This window comes from Lysinibacillus sp. 1 U-2021, from assembly GCF_029916965.1.
Taxonomy (GTDB): domain Bacteria; phylum Bacillota; class Bacilli; order Bacillales_A; family Planococcaceae; genus Lysinibacillus; species Lysinibacillus capsici.
The window spans coordinates 1,062,218-1,086,129 of record NZ_CP123966.1 but is presented as its reverse complement, the minus strand read 5'-3'; the positions used below and the strand labels follow the sequence as shown (position 1 = coordinate 1,086,129).

Annotated in this window: 22 protein-coding genes and 2 other annotated features (1 of these 24 cut by a window edge); of the genes, 18 read left to right on the top strand and 4 right to left on the bottom strand. The window is 37.6% G+C overall.

The features are described 5' to 3' along the window. Positions 1 to 229: a binding site (T-box leader), on the top strand; it begins 32 nt to the left of the window's first position. A gap of 57 nt (positions 230 to 286) precedes the next feature. Then, the gene (metG, locus tag QH639_RS05695) at positions 287 to 1,921 is read left to right on the top strand and encodes a methionine--tRNA ligase (RefSeq protein WP_281115781.1); all 1,635 of its coding nucleotides are present in this window, start codon (positions 287 to 289) and stop codon (positions 1,919 to 1,921) included. A gap of 49 nt (positions 1,922 to 1,970) precedes the next feature. Here metG and QH639_RS05690 read toward each other — a convergent pair whose 3' ends face one another. Both QH639_RS05690 and QH639_RS05685 read right to left on the bottom strand, forming a co-directional pair. Beyond that, on the bottom strand, positions 1,971 to 3,542 hold the full coding sequence (locus QH639_RS05690) for a 2-isopropylmalate synthase (RefSeq protein ID WP_036079516.1): 1,572 nt from the start codon (positions 3,540 to 3,542) through the stop codon (positions 1,971 to 1,973). Between the two features lie 91 nt (positions 3,543 to 3,633). Then, positions 3,634 to 3,872: a binding site (T-box leader), on the bottom strand. A gap of 261 nt (positions 3,873 to 4,133) precedes the next feature. Further along, positions 4,134 to 5,828, bottom strand: a complete 1,695-nt coding sequence (locus QH639_RS05685; protein WP_131520927.1) for a methyl-accepting chemotaxis protein — start codon at positions 5,826 to 5,828, stop codon at positions 4,134 to 4,136. Positions 5,829 to 6,139: 311 nt separating this feature from the next. Between QH639_RS05685 and QH639_RS05680 the strand changes: the two genes are divergently transcribed. From QH639_RS05680 to QH639_RS05665, 4 genes are all read left to right on the top strand, one after another. Next, positions 6,140 to 6,634 (top strand): DUF1648 domain-containing protein, encoded by a 495-nt coding sequence (locus QH639_RS05680; RefSeq protein ID WP_131520926.1) that lies wholly within the window; start codon positions 6,140 to 6,142, stop codon positions 6,632 to 6,634. 232 nt (positions 6,635 to 6,866) lie between these two features. Continuing rightward, on the top strand, positions 6,867 to 7,457 hold the full coding sequence (locus tag QH639_RS05675) for an RNA polymerase sigma factor (protein ID WP_281115780.1): 591 nt from the start codon (positions 6,867 to 6,869) through the stop codon (positions 7,455 to 7,457). Then, positions 7,429 to 8,553: a DUF4179 domain-containing protein gene (locus QH639_RS05670; RefSeq protein WP_131520924.1), complete on the top strand. Its 1,125-nt coding sequence runs from the start codon at positions 7,429 to 7,431 to the stop codon at positions 8,551 to 8,553. Before QH639_RS05675 ends, QH639_RS05670 begins: the two co-directional genes overlap by 29 nt. A 524-nt stretch (positions 8,554 to 9,077) precedes the next feature. Then, positions 9,078 to 10,058, top strand: a complete 981-nt coding sequence (locus tag QH639_RS05665; protein ID WP_237898819.1) for a GNAT family N-acetyltransferase — start codon at positions 9,078 to 9,080, stop codon at positions 10,056 to 10,058. A gap of 48 nt (positions 10,059 to 10,106) precedes the next feature. Here QH639_RS05665 and QH639_RS05660 read toward each other — a convergent pair whose 3' ends face one another. Further along, positions 10,107 to 10,544 (bottom strand): Rrf2 family transcriptional regulator, encoded by a 438-nt coding sequence (locus QH639_RS05660; RefSeq protein WP_048394127.1) that lies wholly within the window; start codon positions 10,542 to 10,544, stop codon positions 10,107 to 10,109. 190 nt (positions 10,545 to 10,734) lie between these two features. Here QH639_RS05660 and hmpA point away from each other — a divergent pair, with 190 nt between their 5' ends. The 11 genes from hmpA to QH639_RS05605 all read left to right on the top strand — a co-directional run bounded on the left by hmpA (position 10,735) and on the right by QH639_RS05605 (position 18,443). Further along, on the top strand, positions 10,735 to 11,901 hold the full coding sequence (hmpA, locus tag QH639_RS05655) for an NO-inducible flavohemoprotein (RefSeq protein ID WP_281115779.1): 1,167 nt from the start codon (positions 10,735 to 10,737) through the stop codon (positions 11,899 to 11,901). 220 nt (positions 11,902 to 12,121) lie between these two features. Further along, a complete protein-coding gene (locus QH639_RS05650) occupies positions 12,122 to 12,382 on the top strand; it encodes a metal-sensitive transcriptional regulator (RefSeq protein WP_004231849.1) in 261 nt (86 codons plus the stop codon). Positions 12,383 to 12,423: 41 nt separating this feature from the next. Next, entirely contained in the window at positions 12,424 to 12,765 is a 342-nt protein-coding gene (locus tag QH639_RS05645) for a rhodanese-like domain-containing protein (RefSeq protein WP_131520921.1), read from the top strand. Positions 12,766 to 12,777: 12 nt separating this feature from the next. Beyond that, a complete protein-coding gene (locus QH639_RS05640; RefSeq protein ID WP_281115778.1) occupies positions 12,778 to 13,077 on the top strand; it encodes a rhodanese-like domain-containing protein in 300 nt (99 codons plus the stop codon). Positions 13,078 to 13,124: 47 nt separating this feature from the next. After that, positions 13,125 to 13,691: a sulfurtransferase TusA family protein gene (locus QH639_RS05635; protein WP_281115777.1), complete on the top strand. Its 567-nt coding sequence runs from the start codon at positions 13,125 to 13,127 to the stop codon at positions 13,689 to 13,691. 17 nt (positions 13,692 to 13,708) lie between these two features. After that, positions 13,709 to 14,104: a DsrE/DsrF/DrsH-like family protein gene (locus QH639_RS05630; protein WP_016992899.1), complete on the top strand. Its 396-nt coding sequence runs from the start codon at positions 13,709 to 13,711 to the stop codon at positions 14,102 to 14,104. 79 nt (positions 14,105 to 14,183) lie between these two features. Then, positions 14,184 to 15,311 (top strand): MBL fold metallo-hydrolase, encoded by a 1,128-nt coding sequence (locus QH639_RS05625; RefSeq protein WP_259419935.1) that lies wholly within the window; start codon positions 14,184 to 14,186, stop codon positions 15,309 to 15,311. A gap of 144 nt (positions 15,312 to 15,455) precedes the next feature. Then, positions 15,456 to 15,683, top strand: a complete 228-nt coding sequence (locus QH639_RS05620; protein ID WP_131521045.1) for a sulfurtransferase TusA family protein — start codon at positions 15,456 to 15,458, stop codon at positions 15,681 to 15,683. An 80-nt stretch (positions 15,684 to 15,763) separates the two neighbouring features. Continuing rightward, positions 15,764 to 16,540: a sulfite exporter TauE/SafE family protein gene (locus tag QH639_RS05615; protein WP_103118920.1), complete on the top strand. Its 777-nt coding sequence runs from the start codon at positions 15,764 to 15,766 to the stop codon at positions 16,538 to 16,540. A 12-nt stretch (positions 16,541 to 16,552) separates the two neighbouring features. After that, positions 16,553 to 17,257 (top strand): DsbA family oxidoreductase, encoded by a 705-nt coding sequence (locus tag QH639_RS05610; protein ID WP_054549636.1) that lies wholly within the window; start codon positions 16,553 to 16,555, stop codon positions 17,255 to 17,257. A gap of 235 nt (positions 17,258 to 17,492) precedes the next feature. Beyond that, a complete protein-coding gene (locus QH639_RS05605) occupies positions 17,493 to 18,443 on the top strand; it encodes a c-type cytochrome (RefSeq protein WP_131520916.1) in 951 nt (316 codons plus the stop codon). 39 nt (positions 18,444 to 18,482) lie between these two features. Here the strand turns inward: QH639_RS05605 and QH639_RS05600 are convergent, their stop codons facing one another. Further along, positions 18,483 to 20,177 carry an FAD-dependent oxidoreductase gene (locus QH639_RS05600; protein WP_281115775.1) on the bottom strand — a complete coding sequence of 565 codons (1,695 nt, stop codon included), beginning with the start codon at positions 20,175 to 20,177 and terminating at the stop codon, positions 18,483 to 18,485. A gap of 250 nt (positions 20,178 to 20,427) precedes the next feature. Here QH639_RS05600 and QH639_RS05595 point away from each other — a divergent pair, with 250 nt between their 5' ends. Next, a complete protein-coding gene (locus tag QH639_RS05595) occupies positions 20,428 to 22,416 on the top strand; it encodes an ABC1 kinase family protein (RefSeq protein WP_131520914.1) in 1,989 nt (662 codons plus the stop codon). Positions 22,417 to 22,738: 322 nt separating this feature from the next. Next, complete coding sequence (locus QH639_RS05590) at positions 22,739 to 23,893, top strand: C40 family peptidase (protein WP_004231877.1); 1,155 nt, start codon at positions 22,739 to 22,741, stop codon at positions 23,891 to 23,893. Positions 23,894 to 23,912: the final 19 nt, after the last annotated feature.

Below are 23,912 nucleotides of genomic sequence, written 5' to 3'. Positions count from 1 at the left end.
TTAGCATTTTATAGAGAGCCTCTGTTGGTGGAAATGAGGTAAATGAACCCTTTTGAAAATGACCTTTGAGCTTCGTACCGAAAGCTTTTTAGCCAGTAGATTACGACGAGATGGGCACTCGTTACAACAGCAGCAGTATCTCTTTTTTGAGTGAAGACGTACTGATAGAGGCAAATAGTGTGAGCTATTTGTAAATATAGGTGGTAACACGGGTATACTCGTCCTAATCAGATTTGATTAGGGCGATTTTTTTTTACCATTTTTTCTGTGAGGGGAGCAATTTAGAATGACAATTGTTATTGGAGGCGCTTGGCCGTATGCAAATGGCTCTTTGCATTTAGGGCATGTTGCCGCATTATTACCAGGTGATATTTTGGCTAGATATTACCGACAAAAAGGTGAGCAGGTTTTATATGTATCGGGCAGTGATTGTAATGGTACACCCATTTCTATTCGTGCCGCCCAAGAAAATACAACGACAGAAGCTATAGCTAATCACTATCATGAGGAGTTTACTAGATGCTTTCATGATTTAGGATTTACCTATGATTTGTACACAAGAACGGATGCGGAGCACCACCATGAATCCGTTAAGGCCCTTTTCTTACAGCTACTGGCTAATAATTTCTTATACAAAAAGAAAATTGAACAGGCTTACTGTGAGACGGATAATCAATTTCTACCAGATCGATTTGTCGAAGGTCTTTGTCCAAATTGTGGAGCGAAAGCAAGGGGAGATCAATGTGATAACTGCTCAGAAATTTTAGACCCCTTGGATTTAATTGATAAGCGCTGCAAAATTTGTGGGAACGAACCTGTTATTCGGGAAACTGAGCACTTTTATTTTACCTTTAGTCAATTTCAAGGAAGGTTGGAGTCTTATTTAGCACAAGCAAAAGTCGAGAAACGTTGGCGTGACAATGCTTTAGGGTTAACGGAGCGATACTTGGCAGAGGGAGTTCCCGACCGAGCAGTAACAAGAGATTTACCGAATGGCATAGATGTTCCAGTGCCAGGTTTTGAAGGAAAAAAAATATATGTATGGATTGAAGCTGTAGCAGGGTACTTAACAGCAAGCTTAGAATGGGCAAAAGAGCATCAAATAGCTATTGAAGATTTATGGAATGAAGAGACCATTTCATACTATGTACATGGAAAGGATAATATTCCATTCCATACAGTTATTTGGCCAGCCATTTTAATGGGAATTGGATCCAAGGCATTACCTACTCATATCGTATCTAATGAGTATTTAACATTAGAAAAACGCAAATTATCTACTAGTCAGAATTGGGCTGTATGGGTTCCTTATATTTTAAGCCGTTATGATGCGGACTCTATTCGTTATTTCTTAACGATGAATGCGCCAGAAAATCGTGATACTGATTTTTCATGGCGGGAATTTATTTATAGCCATAATGGCGAACTACTCGGAGCCTATGGCAATTTTGTAAACCGTACATTGAAGTTTATTGAGAAATCATTTGCTTGTCAGGTGCCACAAGCGGAGGTGGATAGCGACATTCGAAAACAAACCGTACAATTGTTTAATGAAGCGGGTGTTCTTATCGAAGGTGGTCATTTCAAGCAGGCGTTAGAATCCATTTTTGAATATATTCGTGGTGCTAATCGTTATTTTGATGAACAACAGCCATGGCTACAGGTAAAAGAAAATGTAGAGGCAGGTAATCGTACATTAGCAACTTGTGTCTATATCATTGCGAATTTAGGACAGCTGCTGCATCCTTTCTTACCGTTTTCAGCAAAGAAAGTAAGAAATATGTTAGGTATAAATGAAATGATGTGGCATGAGCAGGTAGATCTCCCTAAAGTCATTCGAGAGGTGACACCATTATTTGAACGTCTTGATATTGAACGAATCGATGAGGAATATCAAAAACTAGTTAGGGATAGTCACTAGGATTGAAAAAGCAGTATGGCGCAAGAGCCATACTGCTTTGCTATTTCATTTAATTCATAACAGGTGTTAATTTTGTCACTACAATGCTATTGATGGCATTAATATAGGCTAATGCACTTGCCTTAAGAATATCTGTATCTGCTGCTTTTGCAATATACTTTTCGCCTTCATGCTCAATCGTAATTTTTACTTTACCTAAAGCCTCTTTGCCTCGTGAAACACTATTGATATTATATTCCACTAGTTTTACATCCATATTTGTAATTTCTGCAATGGCTGAATAGAGGGCATCAATTGGACCAGAGCCTACTGCACTAGCTTTAAATACTTCGCCGCCTTTTCGAACCTTAACACTTGCTGAAGGGAAGCTTGTATTGCTGACGACTTGTAGATCATCAAAATCAAAGAATTGCTCACTATAATGTGTAGCATTTTTATTATTGGCATCATGTTTTTCATAATAGCTTTCAACAATAACATATAAATCGTGATCATATACTTCTTTCTTCGCATCGGCTAGCTTTAAGAATCCTTCGAAAATACCTTCAAATTCCTCTGTTGAAAGATTAGTAAAACCTAATTTTTCAAGAGCATTTTTCACTGCATGGCGGCCAGATCGAGCTGTTAGTACTAGCTCCATATCATCAAGACCTACATCCTCAGGATGGACGATTTCATAAGCATCACGCGATTTTAACAAACCATCCTGGTGAATACCAGAAGAATGGGCAAATGCATTATCTCCTGTAATGGCTTTATTGACCTGTACATCTAAGCCCATAAAGCTAGAAACAAGACGTGAAGTATTCATAATTTCTTTTGTATTAATGCGTGTTTCTGCATTGTAGACGGAGCTACGAGTTTTAAGTGCCATGACAACTTCTTCTAATGCAGCATTACCTGCGCGTTCACCGATACCATTGATTGTACACTCTACCTTATCTGCACCATTTTTAATTGCAGCTAGCGTATTAGCCGTTGCCATGCCAAGATCATTGTGACAATGAACGCTTAAAAGAACGCTATCATCTAAGTTTTTCATACGGTCATTTAATTTAAAAATCATTTCGCCAAATTCCTCTGGCTCTGCAAAGCCAACCGTATCAGGAACGTTAATCATCGTTGCGCCAGCTCTCATAACAGCTTCAATTGTTTTCCAAAGATATTCAAAGTCAGAACGAGAGGCATCCTCTGTGGAATATTGAACTTGCGGCAATAATGTTTTAGCGTATTTCACAGCATCCACGCCAATTTGTAAAATTTGATCTTTTGACTTGCTGAATTTTTTCTCCACATGAATATCAGATGTGCCAAGTACCATGTGAATCATTGGGTTTTGAGCATATTTCACAGCGTTATAGACAGCATCGATGTCAGCCTTTACTGCACGTGCTAATGCTGTAATCATAATGTCGTTTGTATTGCCAACCTTTTCAGCTACAGCTTTGACGGCATCAAAATCACCTTGAGAGGAAGCGGGGAATCCAGCCTCAATAATATCGACACCTAATTTTTTCAGCTGCTGTGCGATCTCTACTTTTTCATAAAGATTTAGCTTTGCTCCAGGCACCTGTTCGCCATCACGTAAAGTTGTATCAAACACCCAAATTTTTCTTCCCATTTTCAAACACTCCTTTTTAGTGATTAGTATCTAAAATCTACACTTAGGCCAATAAGTCATTAAAAAATAAAAAAACCCGTCTCTATTTAAAAATAGAGACGAGTTTATGCTCGCGGTACCACTCTAATTGACCTTCTCTTTATAGAAAAAGTCCCCTTATCGACAGCTATCACTGTCTATCCTGTTAACGGGGGAAACCGACATCCCTTACTAAAAAGTTCAGGGAGTAGCTCATGGACGAGTTCAAAATGTGTGCCTACCGATTTACACCAACCATCGGCTCTCTACAAGTACACAAACACTTTTACTATTTCCAATCTTGGCCTGCAATGTGTTGTTGAAAGCAATATTACTTGGATATTAACTTCCTGTCAATAATATTCTAAAAATTTATTTAATTCTGTCTTAGGTAATGTCTATTTTATTAAAAATTTGATATTTGGTGAAGTGTGAAATGAAATGGTGAAGAATGTATTTATTTGGATAAAATGTAAGTGAGGTTAGCATACGATAGGTAGAAAAATCATGCTATTTTTCATTGTATGAAGAAACTGCTCGTTTTCTATAAACCTAAAGAAAACGAGCAGTTTTTTATTCTACCTTAAAACGAGAGACTTGCGTGTGAAGTTCTTCTGCCATATTTGAAAGTGTTGCTGCTGAAGCAGCTACTTCTTCGATAGTAGCTAATTGTTCCTCGGAAGCAGAAGCAACATTTTGTAAATTAGATGAGGACATCTGTGCAATAGTTGCAATTTCATCAAAGGAAGCATAGATTTGCTCTGCACTAGAGGACATCTCCTCTGACACTGTCGTTGCTTCTTGGATTTGCATGGATACTTGCTCAATCAGCTCAACAATCTTAGAGAAACCTTCTTCTGCTACCTTCACTACTTGCATACCAATTTGAACCTCTTGAGTTCCAGTATCCATCACCGTTACAGCACGGTTTGTATCCTGCTGTATTTCAGAAATCAAGGTAGCGATTTGCTCAGCGGATTTTTTTGATTGCTCTGCTAGCTTTTTCACTTCATCTGCTACGACTGCAAAGCCGCGTCCATGATCGCCTGCACGAGCCGCTTCAATGGCAGCATTAAGTGCTAATAAGTTTGTTTGTTCTGCAATATCAGTAATAATGCCAATGATATTGCCAATTTCAATAGAATGTCCGTCTAGATTTTTAACAACACTTGCTGACTCTAAAACAGCCGTGTTGATTGTTGTCATCTGAGAGATAACACGATGTAAAGAATCATTCCCTTTCTTAGCCTCTGAATTTGTTTCGATTGCCAGTTCAGAAACAGCCGCAGTAGTAGAAGCTAATTGTTGTATACCCTTTGTCATGTTTTTCATTGCTTCTGAGCTTTCAGTTGCGTTTTTCCCTTGAGCCTCTGAGCCACTAGCAACCTCTTGAATAGAAGAAGTGATTTGTTCTGTAGCCTGTATAGTTTGCTCTGCACTAGCTGTTAACTCAGCAGCAGAGCCACTTACTTGTACAGTATTTTGGCGAACATTCGTAATTAAATCCTTTAAATTTGTAGCCATTTGATTAAACGCAAGCGCTAAATCACCCACTTCATCACGATTCTTTATACGAATTTTTTCAGCTGTTAAGTCACCCTCAGCTATTTTTTTCGCAGCCTTAGCCATGCCGTTAATTGGACGAGACATTAGACTACCAACAACCATAGCAATTATCAGACTTATGACAACAGCAAAAACTCCAAGAAGCATCATTTGGAGCTTGATGTCTTGAATTTGATTGGATGTAGCAGCCATTTTACCTTCTACATATTCATTTTGATAATTAGAAAGGTTTTCAACACGTTCATCGAATTGTTTAATAATTAAGCGTCCTTGAGTACTATCCAATTTTTCGTACTTCTCTGTTTCGCCAGCAGCTTTTAACTCAAACATACGATCTGCAAATTCTTGCACATTTTGCTCACTTTTATTAATCGCTTCAAGCATCTTAATTGATTTTTCTGAATCTAAAGTAGCCATTAATTCTTCTGATTTTTGTTTGAATTCCTCGCGTGAGGCTTGATTACTTTGAAAGTTTTGTTTGTCTCCAAGTAGTAAGTAGCCTCGCATGCTGACAATTTCCTGTTTTGCAATCACCCGTAATTCCTGAATACTTATAGATTTAGTAGTTTGTTCCTCCAATAATGTACGATAGGTCTTATTTACAGAATCAAGCTGTTTTATATTTAAGCCGATTGTTGTAACGAGTACCAAAATAACTATAAAAAAACCGAGTAATAATTTCTTGTAGATAGTAAATCGCATAGTTGAAATATCCCTTCTCAGTAATTAGTAGAAATGTTACAAAATAATGAAATATGTATATATATCATTTATATCAGATTATATGAATTTTACAAAGTATTATGAGTATTTCTACAGTAATTAGTAGTTTGAAAATGGGTCTTAATTATATATGAAGTAATAAAAAAAGTAGATTTTATCGCTATAATGCTACTAATAATAGGGATAATTAATGGTGCATGTTGAATATTAAGTCAATTTTCATAAATTTTGAAACTTTAATAGTAGTCATAACGTAGAAGTAGTAGAGGAAAAGAACAGGGGTGGAGAAAATGTATAGGCCAATTTTAAAGTTACCTAAAACAAGATCAGAAAAGATATGGGACTATATTGGTGGTAGTATATTTATTTTATCCATCTTTTATATTATATTGGCATGGGGTAAGTTGCCTGATGAAATACCTGGTCATTTTAATGGATTAGGTGAGGTGGATCGTTGGGGCGCAAAAATAGAATTATTCATTCTTCCGTTCATCGGTTTATTTTTATGGATTGTTATGGGGCTGCTAGAAAAAGCACCTCATATGCATAATTATCCGACACGTTTGAATGAAAGTAATGTAAAAGCATTTTATTTGAATAGCAGAAAAATACTAAATCAAGTGAAAAACATCTGTCTCATTTTATTTGCCTTTATATCGTTTCAAATGGTTCGTATCGGTCTTGGTGAGGTAAATTCATTAGGAAGGTGGTTCCTACCCATTGTATTGATAGGAGTATTTATCCCAATTATTAAAGGGTTTATAACAAGCTACAAAATAAAATAGTGAGACTCAAACGCTTAGGATACCCTTAAGCGTTTTATTTTTGCGAAAAAATTTTTATAGTGTGTCACAAATGGCTGTTGATTTCAGTTATATAGGCGAGGAAGGGAAGAAATAAAAGATTTCTCCAAGTAACTCGATGACATTCAAGATAGAAATAAAATTTTCAAGATTTTTTATCTAGTGTCACAAACTTCTATTAATTTCAGTTATAGATTGGAAAGGGGGGACAACTTTGACTGCACTAAATCAATCAAAAGAGCGAGCTGATATAGATATTGAATCAATTGTGGAGCAAGTTCAATCAGGTGATACGCGTGCCTATGCAGAAATCATTTGTTGTTTTCAAAAGCAAATTTATATTTATTGTTACTATATGCTAGGAACTAAAGAGGAGGCGGAGGATGCTTCGCAAGATATTTTTATTAAGGGATTAGAAAATATTCATAAATTTTCTTATACAGTATCCTTATCAGCTTGGCTTTATAAAATCGCTCATCATCATTGTATTGATGTCATAAAAGCAAAAAATAAGGGCTATAAATTTTGGCTAAATCTGAAGCAGGAACAGGTGAAGCAGACACAGACACCAATGCCTGAATATGATGAAATGGTACATAGGCTACTGGAAAACTTACATGTAGATGAAAAAAGAATTTTACTGCTTCGTTCTATTGAAGAGTATAGCTTTGAAGAAATTGCTGCCATTATGGATTTGAAAGCAGCTACAGTAAGAAAAAAGTATGAACGATTACGGAAAAAATTGATGAAGGAAAATATGTTAGGAGGGGATATTTATGGACACTCGTTCAAAATTGGAGGATAAGGAGTTAACTCAGATAGAAAGATTTATTCGGGAAACACCTGTTGAAGTGGATATAGTAAATCGGACTATGGACAAATATGAAAGCAGCCGTGATACAAAGCAGTCTGAAAAATTTAAAGCTCGTAAGAACTTACGTCAAAGAATCATGATGATTACAGTCTCCGCAGCAATGATTGTTAGTTTGATTATTATTACAGGTTTAATTTCACCAACGATGGCTGCGGCGATGAAAGAAGTGCCTTTATTATCATCTGTTTTTAAATTTACAAGGGATCTTGGTCTACACGCCGCAGATGAAAAGGGACTCTCAACAAAATTGAATATAAGCGTTACGCATGAAGGCTTTACATTAAATGTAACAGAAGTAGTGTATGACGGTACACGTGTTGCAATTGGGATCGAACGCCATCATAAGGAAGATGAAAATGCCAAAGAAAGTTTATCAGAGCAAATCAGTAATATTGAATTTTTACTAAATGGTGAACCATTGAATCACACCAATTTTAGTAGTGTTTTTGGACAACCAAGTAAGGATAAGAATTCCGCCATTCTTGAATTTGCAGATTTGAAAAACCAAGGTGGAAGTCCTTTTCCAAAGCAATTTAATTTGACATTTTCTGCTACAATAAATGGGGTTTCTAAACCTTTTAAAATGGATATTCCAGTGAGTGATATTGGTAACTATGTAAACCTACAGCCTAATATAAGTAGAAAATACAAAAATAATCAGTTTACTATTGAACAAATTGTGCTAACTCCCATAACAACTAGTATTACAACAAGAATAGCCTTGCTTGATAAAACAACTTCTGTCGATTTCCGGGAAGGAATAAGTATCGAAGTTTATGATGAACAAGGGCATGAACTAAAACTAATTCATGGCAATGGTAGACGTGAGACAAATAAAGGAAATAGTGATTTCATCATGGATCTACGGGTACATCCATTTGAAACCGTACCGAAAGCTATTACAATGAAACCGTATATTCATCTTTATGACGATGAGGGATCATACCAACTGGATGAAAACGGAGACCCCAAGATTCAATACATTCCAGAGCTAGAAATAACAATACCAATTAACTCAAAAGAATAAAAAAGTAAAGAAAGTGAGGCAAAGCTCACTTTCTTTACTTTTTAGTACTTCAAACTATCCTCTTATATAAAAATAATAAGTACAAGTAGTGCTTGTACTACAGCGTTCCCCACATTGACAACTCTCTCTCCTTGCGCAATTGACCAATGATGACCATTCAATGCGATTCTAGAGTCAACATTTTGAATTAAATTCCAATAAATAATAACGTTATAAAAATAACGTGTTATGAATTTAATGGTAAATATCGTATATTTTACAATAGGTGTTTTATAATGAAATGTTGCAAAGTGAGTAATGCATAAAATACAGTTGATCTTTTATAGAAAGGAATAATGAAAGTATTAATAAAGTAAACTTTTTTATAACTCGTTTGGTTGTAGTTTTTGTTGCCTTTATTTAAAGTAGTTTGTAAGGCTACAAAGATTATTACGTCTTATGGATATTCCAATCGATGAAAAAGTTTTTCGTAAGCTTTACAATAAAGAAAATGTATTGTTAACAGAAATAAAGGAGAATAGAAGATGACGGTAACTTTAGTGAGACACGATATCAAATATGCCGAGGCTATGCATGCGTTGTCTTCTATGCCGCAGGTTCGTGATGCCCTTGGCTTACCTGCCGGCAAGGTAGAAGACACGATTCATTTTATTAAGCGTGAACGTATAGATGAAGAAGAAGGTAAAACCGTTCCTCGTGTGGTTTTAAATGAGGAGGGGCAAGTCATAGGTGTTACATCTCTGATGTTTATAGACCATCATAAAAAGAGCTGTCATATCGGCTCTTGGCTTGGCTATCAATTTTGGGGGAAGGGCTATAATCTTGAAGCAAAAACGGCTATTTTAGATATTGCGTTTTTTGAGTTGGGATTATCACGTGTTTTTGCAGGAGCCCGAAAGGTTAATATCCGTTCACAAAAAGCCCAAGAAAAGCTCCCTTTTGTTCGAGTAGGGGTGGAACAAGATTATCCTGAGGAGCATTTGTGGTTAGAAGTGAAGGAAAAGCAACCATGTGTGTTGAATGTTTTTGAACGAGAAGATTATGTCCGTTATCGAACATCCCTAGAAAAGGTAGAAGGAAACCGAGAAGCCTTTTTACCTCAGCTTTTATTAGCGGATGAGAGTGAGGTGGCGGTTCGGAAATATTTAGATAAGGGTACATTATATAAAATTAATTGTGGGGAACTGCTGGTGGGAGTGGCATTAGTCATTCCTCAAACTGATACTACAATTGAATTGAAGAATATTGCTATTGAAGCCAAGTATCAAGGTAAGGGAATAGGCAAAGAGATTTTGCGACAACTTACTGAAAAATGCCGTAAGGAAGGCTATCAGGTAGTATTGGTTGGAACAGCGAACTCAAGTATTGATAATATTGCTTTTTATCAAAAAGCAGGCTTTCGCATGGAGGCTATTGAAAAGGATTTCTTTAGTCATTACCCAGAACCAATTTATGAAAATGGTATTCGTGCATTGGATATGATTTTCTTTACAAAGCAATTATAGGCAATTTCATAAAAAAATACCCGTTCAACAAATGTTGAGCGGGTATTTTTATTTACCGAGCAGTAGAGCCATTAATTTTTCCTTAGAATGAAGGAAATCGTCCAAGGTGTATTGATCTAATACTTTCAAATAGGCTTGCAAAGCTTCATACAGTACACCCTTTAATTGACATTCTGGAGCTATTTTACATAGGTTATTTTCTTTATCGAAACATTCTACAAGATGAAAATCCTCTTCTGTATGACGAACAATTTCACCGATGGTAATGGTTTTTGGATCGATAGCAAGGCGAATTCCACCGCCGCGTCCACGAATTGTTTCAATGTAACCTAATAATCCAAGCTGGTGTGTCACCTTCATTAAATGGTTTTTCGATATATTATAAGCATCTGAGATCTCTTGAATAGTTGATAATTGACCATCTTCCTTTGCGCCTAAATAAATAAGCGTGCGCAGAGAGTAGTCCGTGTATAAAGTTAAGCGCATCCGAACACCCTACTTTCTATAATTCATAATAATTATAGCATTTTTACATTGAAGTATAATATCTTCAACCTATTTTTAAAGATGTATTTAGAATACATCAAATATGTCTATTTTGTTAAAGATGTATTTTATATATTGCTTTAAGAGAATGAAAGCGTTATATTGTAATCACGAAAGGATGGTAAGCGATATGTTAAAACAAGAAACAATTCAAATTATTAAAGCAACAGTACCTGTATTAGAAGTTCATGGTGTTGAAATCACAAAGACGTTTTACAAAAATATGTTTCAAGCTCATCCAGAATTACTAAATATTTTTAATCACACGAACCAAGAACAAGGCCGCCAGCAAACAGCATTAGCTAATACTGTTTACGCTGCAGCAGTTCATATTGAAAACTTAGAAGCGATTTTACCAGCAGTAATGCTTATTGCACATAAACACCGTAGTTTAGGGATTTTACCTGAACATTACCCAATCGTGGGTGAAAACTTATTAAAAGCGATTAAAGAAGTACTTGGTGATGCAGCAACTGATGACATTATTGGTGCATGGGCCGAGGCTTATGGCGTTATCGCAGATATTTTCATTCAAGTAGAAGAAGAGTTATATCAAAAAACTGAGAACAATGGTGGTTGGCGTCTATTTAAACCATTAAAAGTGGCAAAAAAAGTTGTAGAAAGTGACTTAGTAACTTCTATTTATTTTGTTAATGAAGATGGATCACCACTACCAACTTATGAACCAGGTCAATACATCTCTATTCGAGTGAAAGTGCCAGGAGAAGAGTATTTAATGAACCGTCAATATACACTTTCACAAGCGAGTGCAGAAGATGGCTATCGTATTTCGGTGAAACGTGAAAGTGACCATACGCCAAATGGTAAAGTGTCAAATTATATTCATGATCACTTACAAGCTGGAGATTTGGTAGATGTAAGTGCTCCAGCCGGATTATTTGTGTTAGAAGAAACGGCTGCACCAATTACATTTGTAAGTGGCGGTATCGGTGTAACACCTTTAAACAGTATGCTGCAATCTTTAAATGATAATGCAGTGAATGAAGTGAATTTTATCCAATGTGCTCGTAATGAGAAGGTTGTAGCATTCAGTGATGACATTCAAGAGAAAGTAAACGTATTACCGAATGCATCCTATACAGCTTTATACTCTGATGAAGACAAGCTTATTACAAAAGAATTGCTGGCTGAAAAAGTAGCTGATAATGCAGATGTATATGTATGTGGCCCTGTAGGCTTTATGGAAGCGGTTATTAAAAATTTACAGGAAATTGGCGTGAAAGATGAAAAAATTCACTATGAATTCTTTGGACCAGCCATGCAATTAGCTAAATAAAAAATAAACTCCCTGCTATGAGTAATAACTCGTAGCAGGGTTTTTTGTTGAAATAATAAGGAAGCAGATAGTTGAGGTTAAAGCAATAGGCAGAACATTGTGACTCGCAAGTGCAGCATTAAAAAAAGATTGAAGCTTTATATTGACAATATACCTATAGGGGTATAATATAAATCTCGTAAGGAAGTTGAAGCTATCGTTTGAAAGGGGGCAAAACAGAATGGCGTATGGTTCAAACACTGCAAATCGTGTGAAACGTATGGAAGGTCAAATGCGGGGTATTTTACGCATGATGGAAGAAGATCAAAGTTGTAAAGATGTGATTACACAGCTATCTGCCGTGCGTTCTGCTGTTGACCGGACGATCGGTGTCATTGTAAGTGAAAATTTATTAGATTGTGTATCGACTGCTGAAGGTAATGCTGAAAAAATGAATGCTGCTATCCAAGAGGCGATGGATTTGGTCGTGAAAAGTCGATAACTTGATATACCCATAATTGTATAAAAAGGAGGACTGATCATATGGAAATATGGATTATTATCGCGCTTGTGGCAGCCTTTTTCGTTTGGCGAATGAAGCCGGCGAAAGGCGTTCAATCAATTTCTACAACCCAATTAAAAGATATGCTGAATGATAAGGATAAGCTATTTATCGATGTACGCACGCCTGCTGAGTATAAAGGTCGGCATATCTCGCAATTTAAAAATGTTCCGCTTGGATCAAGCTTTGAAAATCTTCCGAAGGATAAAGAGATCATAGTTATTTGTCAGAGTGGCATGCGAAGTAGTCAGGCTTGTAAGCAACTGAAAAAGCAAGGCTTTGAGCGTGTTTCTAATGTTCGTGGTGGAATGAGTGCATACTAGGAGGAGAAAAAAATGAGGGAAATTACAGCCAGAGAAGTTCAGCAAACGATGGAGCAAGGAGAGAAGCTGAATCTTATTGATGTGCGAGAGGTAGATGAAGTAGAGGCTGGTCACATCCCAGGCGTTATTCATATCCCGCTAGGTTTATTAGAGTTTCGACTACATGAATTGAATAGGGGGGAGTCGTATATTATGGTTTGTCGATCAGGTGGACGAAGTGCTCGGGCTACTCAACTATTAGAAAGTCATGGTTTTAATGTAACTAACATGACTGGTGGTATGTTAGCTTGGGAGGGCAAAGTACAGTTATAGTTTTATATCTATATTTTTTTTGAATAAAATAATACCCTTACAGGTATATGGAGGTTATGGAAAGTATGAAGGCGGATTTTCAGCTAGATGCCAAGGGCCTTTCTTGCCCGATGCCGATTGTGAAAACCAAAAAAGCGATGGCTGATTTAGTAGATGGTCAAATTTTAGAAGTAGCTGCGACAGATAAAGGGTCAAAAGCTGATATTGCGGCATGGGCTGAAACTGTAGGTCATCAGTATATTGGTACTTTAGAAGATGATGGTGTACTGAAACACTATATTCGTAAATGTACAAACGACCAAATAGAAGAAATGACGTTTGATCAAACAATTGATTTAGAGCAAATCACAAGTTGTAAAGGATTAATTCTAGATGTACGTGAGGAAGCGGAATTCGCTTTTGGGCATATTGCGGGAGCAAAATCGATACCAATGGGCGAACTGGAGACACGACTTTCTGAGCTTGATAAAGAGCAGGAGATATATGTTATTTGTCGTACTGGAAAACGCAGTGACATGGCTGCGCAAAAGCTGGCTTCACGTGGTTTTACGAAAGTATTTAACGTCTTACCAGGTATGACATCCTGGTCAGGTGATTTAACAAAAAACATTTAAATTGGAGGAATTTTATTATGTCGAACAAAGTAGCAATCATTGCAAGTAACGGTGGTTTATTTGATGCGTATAAGGTATTTAATATCGCAACAGCTGCGGCAGCTTCTGAGAAAGAGGTAGCTATCTTCTTTACATTTGAAGGTTTGAACCTAATTCATAAGCAAGGTATGCATGCATTACCAATGCCAGCTGGAGCAGAACACTATGCTGAAGGGTTTACAAAAGCAAATGTGCCAGCTATTCCTCAATTAGTGGAAATGGCACAAGAATTAGGTGTGAAATTTATTGCTTGCCAAATGACGATGGATGTTATGAGTTTAACTACTGAAGATTTCATAGAGGGTATTGAAGTTGGAGGAGCCGTAACGTTCCTAGAATTCGCGAAAGACGCAGCACCGTCACTTACATTCTAGTGACCTACCTATAAAAGCGGAGAGGGCACCCCTCTCCGCTATAAAAAACATAAAAATAATACCGATGGGGGTAAAAGAGATGTCAATTCAAAAATGGAGCGCGTCACAAGTAGCTAAAAAGGTTATTCACAATGAAGAGTTGTTTATTTTAGATGTTCGTAATGCGGATGCATTCGAAGATTGGAAAATCGATGGACATCGTTTTGAGTACTTAAATATACCGTATTTTGAACTGTTAGATGGTATTGATAATATTTTACCGAATATCCCAACTGATAAAGATGTATTAGTCGTTTGTGCTAAAGAAGGATCGTCTTTAATGGTTGCTGAAATGTTAGCTGAGGCAGGTATTGAGGTTGCCTATTTAGCTGGAGGTATGAAATCCTGGAGTGAATATTTAGAGCCAATTAAAGTGGGTGATTTAACAGGCGGTGGTGAGCTTTATCAGTTTGTTCGCTTAGGAAAGGGCTGTCTGTCTTATATGGTCCTTTCTGAAGGTGAAGCAGCTATTATTGATGCTGTACGTTTTACAGATGTGTTTATAAATTTTGCAGAACATAAAAATGTCCAAATTAAACATGTTTTTGATACACACTTACATGCTGATCACATTTCAGGTGGGCGCCATATTGCAGAGATGACAGGCGCAACCTATTATTTGCCACCTAAGGACGCTGAGGAAGTTATGTTCCACTATACACCATTAGTTGATGGAACGACTGTTCAAATCGGTGCATCAAAAATAGATGTAGGAGCTATCTATTCTCCTGGTCATACGATAGGTTCTACTTCATTTGTGGTTGACAGCAAATATTTATTAACAGGAGATATTTTATTTATCGATTCAATCGGCCGTCCTGATTTAGCTGGCCTTGCTGATGACTGGGTTGGAGATTTACGAGACACGCTTTACAAGCGTTATCGAGAATTGTCTGATGAACTTATTGTCTTACCAGCACATTTTATGATTATTGATGAGCTGAATGAAGATGGGACGGTTGCTAGACGACTAGGGGATTTATTTGTACAAAACCATGGATTAAATATTCAAGATGAAGCAGAATTTAGACGTGTGGTAACAGATGAATTACCTCCACAACCAAATGCTTATCAGGAAATTCGTCAGGTGAATATGGGGAAAATTACACCTGCGTTAGATGAGCAAACAGAAATGGAAATTGGACCAAATCGCTGTGCAGTACGATAAAGCATGCTAAAGTGCAATGAGTATGCATGTATGCTGATTATATGTAAATTTCGTGAATTGAAGGCGCTCATCCTTCATGAAGATATAAAACAAGAAGAACCGGCAAAATCGCTTACAACCTTTGCCGAGTCGAAGGAGAATATGATGAAATCAAGTTTACAACTAGATGCAAAAGGCCTTTCTTGTCCAATGCCTATTGTGAAGACAAAAAAAGCAATGGATACCCTAAAGTCTGGGGAAGTTTTAGAAGTTCAGGTGACAGATAAAGGAGCTTTAGCGGATATTCCTGCTTGGGCAAAAGCAGGAGGTCATATCATTTTAGATCAATCTGAAGAGGCTGACGTTATTACATTTTTCATTCAGAAAGCATAGGGCTGATTGAGGGTTGTCTATTACAGTAGAACAACCCTTCTTTCCTTTTGTTGAATACAGCCAGAAAGAAGGAAAACTAAATGGATATTGCATGGATCTTAACCATTTTACTTATTGGTTTTCTCGGTTCATTTGTATCAGGGATGTTAGGTATTGGCGGTGCCATCATTAATTTCCCGATGCTACTATATATACCGCCATTACTAGGATTTGCGGCCTTTTCGGCACATGAGGTGTCAGGAATAAGTGCGATTCAGGTGCTTTTTGCTGCTCTTTCAGGTGTTTGGGTCTATCGTAAAGGTGGGTATTTAAATAAATCACTCATCATCTATATGGGGAGCGCCATATTAGCGGGAAGCTTTGTGGGTAGCTTCGGTTCAAAATTTTTATCTGAGTCTGGTATTAACATGGTCTATGGAATCCTTGCATTGATTGCAGCTGTGATGATGTTCATACCGAAAAAGCAAATTGATGATAAACCGATGCAGGCTGTTACATTTAATAAACCATTGTCGGCCCTATTAGCTTTCGTTGTTGGTATCGGTTCCGGGATAGTAGGGGCAGCTGGTGGATTTTTATTAGTACCAATCATGCTTGTGGTCTTAGGAATCCCTACTCGTATGACCATTGCGTCAAGCCTTGCTATTACGTTTATCTCCTCAATAGGAGGAACTATTGGTAAATTAATGACTGGGCAAGTGGAATATTATCCAGCGCTCATCTTGATTGTAGCTAGTCTAATAGCTGCTCCTCTAGGTGCGAGAATAGGGGGCAAGTTAAATACTAAATTCCTACAAATTATTTTAGCGGTTCTTATATTAGCAACAGCTATTAAAATTTGGATGGATATATTATAAGGGGGTATGGTAATGAAAATTGAAGTTTTCTCTGATTTTACATGTCCATTTTGTTATATTGGCAAGCGAGAACTGGAACGGGCGATTGGCATCGCAGGCTATACAGGATTAGTGGAAATAGAATATAAAGCATTTCAAATAGGCCCAGATATCCCGAAAGTGAATGCACCCTCTTTTTATGAGGCGCTGGCTAAAAAGTATGATGTCACGCTAGATGAAGTGAAAGATATGGTCGAGGGTATAGCTACGAGAGCAACGGAAGTTGGTTTGCATTATGATTTTGCTAAGATGAAAACAGCGCATACAGAAAAGGCTCATCGTTTAGCTAAATGGACGCAGCAATTTGGTAAAGCGACAGCTTATACGGAAGCACTAATGGCTGGTTATTTTAAAGATGGTGAAGATTTGAATAAAGATGAGTTCTTATTAAAAGTTATTGCGCAATTAGATTTGGATAGAGAAGTTGCAGCGGGAATATTAGCTTCAACTGATTTTAGTGAAGAGCTAGACAAGGATCGCTATGAAGCACAGCAACTTGGCGTGCAAAGTGTTCCGTTCTTTGTATTTGAAAATCGTTATGGTATTAAAGGGGCTGAGCCGAATGAAGTGTTTGTGCGAACTTTGCATCAAGCTGCAGAAATAGCTGGTATTCAGCCAACGATAATGATAAATGGTAATGGAGAATCGGTATGTGCTGATGGACAGTGTAAACTATAAAAGGCTTTAAAGGTGTCGAGTGCGTATGTGTACTTGACGCTTTTTTTTTCGAACAAATGAATACTGCAAGAGGTATTAAGTCTTGTTTTCTGTGTTATAGAACAAAATTAAATGTATAATTTATCCTTTTTTATCATCTAAATGGTTCTATTTTATGGTAGTGTGAGAAAAATCACATCCAATAAATTGTTATGTTGCTAAAATATAAGTGTGAATACAAAGGGGGGTATTATAGATGAAACCTATAGTAGCAGGAGTAGCAGGAACAGTACTGTTAGCAGGCGCCATTTTTGTTGGGACGTTTGTCAGTGACAAAATTACAGTTGATTCGAATGTGAGTGAGAAAGAAGCGACAGTGCAAGCACAAATACCAACAACAGCAGCTGCTCAGTCAGTGGTCTATGCTCCACCAAGTATTGAAGAAGTACCAGATGGTCCAATGAAAGAAGCAATATTAACGGGCTATGAACTTGTTAATAACACACATGTTGCGGCAGATGAATATGTGGGCAACCAATTATCTTGCACAAGCTGTCATGCTGGTGCTGGCTATGACGAGCAAGCCTCATCATTAGTAGGTGTAATGGCAAATTATCCACAGTATATTGGACGCTCAGGTGGTGTGGTTACAATAGAAGAACGGATTAATGGCTGTATGGTTCGTAGTATGAATGGTAAAAAATTCGAAATGAATAGTGATGAACTAGAGGCTATGGTGGCGTATTTCGCTTATATTTCTGAAGGTGTTCCGATTGGAGCAAAACGTGAATGGGCGGGCACAAGTGATATGAAGAATGTGCCGATTCCAAATGTTGCAGATGGTGAGGAGCTTTATGCACAGTCCTGTATAGCCTGTCATGCAGCTGATGGCGCAGGAACTGGTGCTAATACTGGCCCAGCTTTATGGGGAGATAATTCATTTAATGATGGCGCAGGCATGGCACGTATGTCAAAAATGGCTGGCTATATTCAAAATAATATGCCGATAGGTGCAGCGGGGACCTTAACAGATCAAGAAGCTGCAGATTTAGCTGCCTTTATTTTATCGCAAGATCGTCCAGAGTGGGCAAACCATGAAAAAGACTGGCCAAAAGGCGGACGTCCAAATGACATCATGACTAAGGAAAAACGTGAACAAGTTAAAAATGGTACGATTGACTGGGAAAAAGTTTTGTCTACAAACTAACGTAGAAAAGGGATGCTGATAATTGGCATCCCTTTTAATTTATTTAAAATTATAAGCAGTTACTATTTTGTCTCTGTTTGTTGTGATATCTGTAAAATATTCATATAAGCTAATCCCAAGGAATGACCCACTTACATTAAAGACGTTAGAAAAACCGCTATTTTGAAGGGCCATAACAGCATTATAGCTACGTTGACCAGATCGGCAATGCACATACACTGCTTGATCCTTCGGAATTTCATCCATTCTTTCCCGAAGTTCACTTAGAGGAATATTGTGTGCATTGATGAGGTGACCTGATTCAAATTCATTTTTTTCACGAACGTCTAAGAAAAAGGCTTGATTTTCAATGAGTTCCCTCACTTCATCAACTTTTACCTGCTTAAAGTGTCCGTGTAATAGATTTTGAGCTACAAGAGCTGCCAAATTAACGATATCACGGGCAGTGCTAAACATTGGGGAATAGGATAACTCTAGCTCCTTTAAATCTTCTAAAGTACCACCCATGGTGATGAGGGTAGCTATTACGTCAATCCTCTTATCTGCATTACCTTTGCCTATTGCTTGAGCCCCTAGTATTTTACCTGTGGGTGTTTCATAAACAAGCTTAAAGTGAAGTGGATGACTATTAGGCATTAGTCCTACTTTGTCGGGAGCTATCAAATAAACACTTTTTGCTTGAAAGCCATTTGCTAGGGCTGTTTTTTCGTTCAAACCTGTTGTTGCGCATACGAGATCGAAAATTTGTACGCTTGAAGATCCAATGACTCCTTTGTTGTGATGAGGGATGTTATACATATGATTAGCTGCTGCACGTGCTTGTCGTTGAGCGGGACCGGCTAAAGCAAGGCGCGTCTGTTTATGGGTAAGCTGATGGAATACTTCTATCGCATCTCCCACAGCATATATGGAAGGATCAGACGTCACGTAATTTGCATCAACTTGGATACCTCCGAGTTCACCAATTGTTAATCCGGCCTCTTTGGCTAAGCGGATTTCAGGTCGAACGCCAATTGCTAATACGACTGCTTGTGCCTTCAAGTGTTTGCCTGAGTTCAACGTCACATTATTTGGTGTAACCTTTGCAAGACCGTCATTGACAATAACTTGAATCCCTTTATCAGTCATTTCCTTGTGTAAGATTTGAGCCATATCATAATCAAAAGGGGCCATAATTTGTTGGCCGAATTCAACTAGAGATATATTATAGCCTGCTAGCTTCAAATTTTCCGCTACCTCTACACCAATGAAGCCTCCGCCGACCACGGCAATATCCTGTACATTATCTGCTTGTAGATACCAATTTAAACGGTCAATATCAGCCACGTTTCTAATAGTAAAGACGTGCTTAGATTGAATGCCCTCTAAGTCAGGGACGATAGGACTTGCTCCTGGGGATAAAATTAATGTATCGTAACTTTCCTCATAATCTCTATTCGTTTTTAAATCCTTAATGGTGATGGTTTTTTGCTCTCTGTTAATACGTACAACTTCCTGCTGAACACGAGCCTCTATATTGTATTTTGTTTGGAAGCCTTGAGGCGTCATTAAAATTAATTTGTCGCTATTTTCAACAATCCCGCTTAAATGGAAGGGGAGAGAACAATTAGAGAATGAAACATTCGGCCCCTTTTCAAATATAATAATTTCTGCCTTTTCATCTAGACGACGAAGACGAGCAGCTGTGGATGCACCACCTGCAACGCCGCCGACTACTAAAAATTTTTTACTCAAATGTAAACACTCCTTTTCTTAGTAAATACATGATGGGGTATTTGAAAGCTTATAAATAAAGATTTTGTTTCTATAAGTAAGTAGATTATGTAGTTTAAATACTACAAATAAATAATATACCCTAAAGGGTATATTATCAAGGTGCAAAATTAATAAATTTTCTGTGGTGTTCCTTCTTCAAGAAAGTTGGTGCACAAATTTGCTATACTAACGGTAGTAGGAAATGGAAATGGCACAGGGGGTGAAACTGTTGATCTTTTTGAAATTTTTAACCCAAATCCTCATAGTATCGGGTTTGATTTATATTGTGAGTGGACGATTAATTGGCTCGAATATCAATTTTGTACGAAGAGTGCTGTCAGTTGTTATTAGTGTGACATTAACCTCTTTTGTGTATTGGTATTCTTATCTGCGCCATACAGATTTTTTATCAGAAACGATGATGCAAACAGTAACCGAGGTAAGCACACTGATTTGGATCGGTAGTATGCTACTAATTTCGATGTTGCTTTATTTGGTATTTGAGCTTTTTGACCCGAGTGGTATTACAAATGGAGATCGCCGTCACGGCCAAAAATCTTTAATACTACGATTGCGTAGCTATTGGCGACAGCAGAAACGCCTGCGTCAGGTATTAAAAATTGCTGTTACAAACGGTGTCGTACAAACGATTAAATATGCGAGGCAACGAGAAAATGAAAAAGAGCTTGCAATTGCTTTGCGCGCAACGTTAGAACAATGTGGTGGGATTTTCATCAAATTTGGCCAGGTGCTTTCCACACGAAAAGAGCTTTTTTCACCTATTTTTATTGATGAATTAGAAAGACTTCAACACCGAGTAAGGCCTTTATCAGAGGAGCAGGTGAAACAAATTTTAGAGAGGTCTCTTCCGCAATCAATGGACGAAATATTTAGCCAATTTCAAATGGAACCCATTGCAGCAGCCTCTATTGGCCAGGTGCATAAAGCAAGGCTTAAAAATTATGAAGAGGTGGTAGTCAAGCTATTGCGTCCAGAAGTAAAGGGAATTATGCGCGATGACCTTGAAATTTTAGAGGAATTTGCTAATTGGCTATCCACAAAATCAACCTGGGCAGAATCATTGGGCTTTCGAGAGTTGGCTGGGGGATTTGCAGATGGGTTACGTGAGGAGATTCATTTAGATATTGAGGTACGTAATACGCTACAGGTGAAGAATGCTTTGGCGAAAAGCGATTACAAGGTTCGCATTCCTAAAATTTTTACGCCTTACAGTAATGAAAATGTTATTGTGATGGAGTATATTCGTGGACAAAGTGTGGCAGATGGGGCATCTGAATTTAATCGCTTGTCTATTGATCGTAGGCAGTTTGCAAGAACCGTACTCTATTCATTTTTTGAGCAGATGCTATTCTCTGGTATTTTTCATGCAGACCCGCATCCAGGAAATATCCACATAGATGAAACAGATGGCACACCAGTCTTGCTTGACTTTGGCGCAGTAGGACGTTTAGGTGCAACACAGCAAGAAGGCTTAAAGTTATTTCTGATGGGCATTCAACTAAATGATTCAAGTGTTTTATATGATGGTTTAACATTATTGGTGGAAAATGCTGATCATGCAGAACGTGCGAAAATGGAGCAGGCAATCGACCAAATATTACTGAAAATTTCCTATGTTGACCGTATACCAACTGAAGAATTAATTCACGCGCTATTTACAGTGGTAAGAGATTTTGGACTTGCATTTTATCCAGCAGTAGGATTAGCTCTCCGTTCCTTAGTGACGTTAGATGGCACATTACGGGTAATAGATCCACGTTTTGATATCTTTACTGAGGCAAAGGATTTTTCTGCTACATATATGCGTGCCTCTTTCCTTAAGCCTTTTAAAGAACCGATGGCAACTAAGGAGCGGCTGCAAGAAGAATTATCTATGCTAATACCGACTTTACGTAAAATGCCTAGAAGAGTCGATCAGCTCATTCAGCGAGTTGAGAGCGGAAAAATCATTTTACATCATGATGTCTTTTCGGATGAACATAATTCACGTTTTATTACACATTTGTTTTCTCAATTTGTTTTGCTGCTGGTGGGTATAACTTTTGGTATTATATCTGTCGCTCTTTTAGCTATTTCACAATTTATCCACGATTCTTATGCGGTCTATTTGAACACAGCGGCATATTTAGGTTTATTTTTATGTGCTATTTTGTTAGTGAGATTATCTATACAAGCCTTAAGGTCGATGAAGCAATAGGTAGGGAATTTTTTCCCTACCTTTTTTCTTTGGCACCTAGAAATATTACAAAAACATTACAAAAGATCTGTTAGGTCTAATGTCGAATTAGCTAATAGTTTCTTTGTGTAGAAGAAAAATGTGTTTTGTAGAATAATGTAGTTTAAGTGCGAATGTTACAGAATTATTTCGAGTTTTACTAATGTATTAAATAGACATGAAATAGTATAAAAGTTATGTAGAAAATGCTAAACTTTAAAAGGCTAAAATAAATATAAGAACATTTGATTAAAATAGAAATCGTTCAAGTGATTACATAGAATATCGAGAGCGAAATTGATAGATGAAGGGAAATGAAGGTAACGTGGCTAAGCGTAACAAATGGCGTAAGTCGATGGTGCTAGCATTAGCACTAGCTGGCGGCTTATTATTTAATACAATTCAACCAACAGAAGTACATGCCGAAGAAACTTCTCAACAAATGATTGAGAAAAAGGCTGAAATAGATGCACAAATTAAAAAATTACAAGAAGAACTAACGAAACTACAACAAGAGATCGACGCAAAAGTAAAGGTATTTAAACAAGTACAAGCAGATATTAAAGAAGTGGATGCTAGTATTGTTGAAACACAAAAACGTATCGAGCAACGTTCAAAAATTTTAAGTGAGCGTATGGCTGCATACCAAGCACAGGACAACACTGTAGGTGTTTATTTAAATGTAGTGCTTGAGGCAAAAAGCTTTGCAGATTTAATGGATCGTGTCGTAGCGGTAAAAACATTAATGGATGCTGACCAAGAATTAGTAGATCAACAGGAAGCAGATAAAGCAAGCTTAGAGCAACAAAAAGCTACATTAGATGAAAAACAAAAGGAACTTCAAAAACAATTCCAAGAGCTTCAGCAAAAAGAAAGCGAAATGGAAGTGAAGAAAGCTGAGAACGAAGCGAAATCACTTGCATTAAAAGCTGAAATTGCAACGAAACAAGAAGAAGAACGTTTAGAAGCTGAGCGTAAAGCAGCTGAAGAAGAGGCAGCTCGTTTACGTGCACTTCAAGCAGCTACACCAGTTATACAAGCAACTCAAAATAATGGTGGAGGCGAACCACAAAAAATTATTGTTGGGTCAGGAGCTGGCACTGTTTCTTCAGGAGATGCCATTTCTACAGCTAAACAATTCCTAGGACGCCCTTATGTTTGGGGTGGTAGCAACCCATCGACAGGCTTTGACTGTTCAGGTCTTGTACAATGGTCATATAAGCAAGCGGGTGTTTCTTTACCTCGTACAGCATCACAACAATATTTAGCAACACAACGCATTTCAGCAGGTGAAGCACGCGTTGGGGACTTAGTGTTCTTCAGCTATGGTTCAGGGGTAGCACACGTAGGTATTTATTTAGGTAATAACACAATGATCGACGCTCAAAACAATGGTGTCGTAATTGAATCACTTGATTGGTGGAATCAATACTTAGTAGGCTTTGGACGTATTCAATAGGCCTCACTATTATATAGAC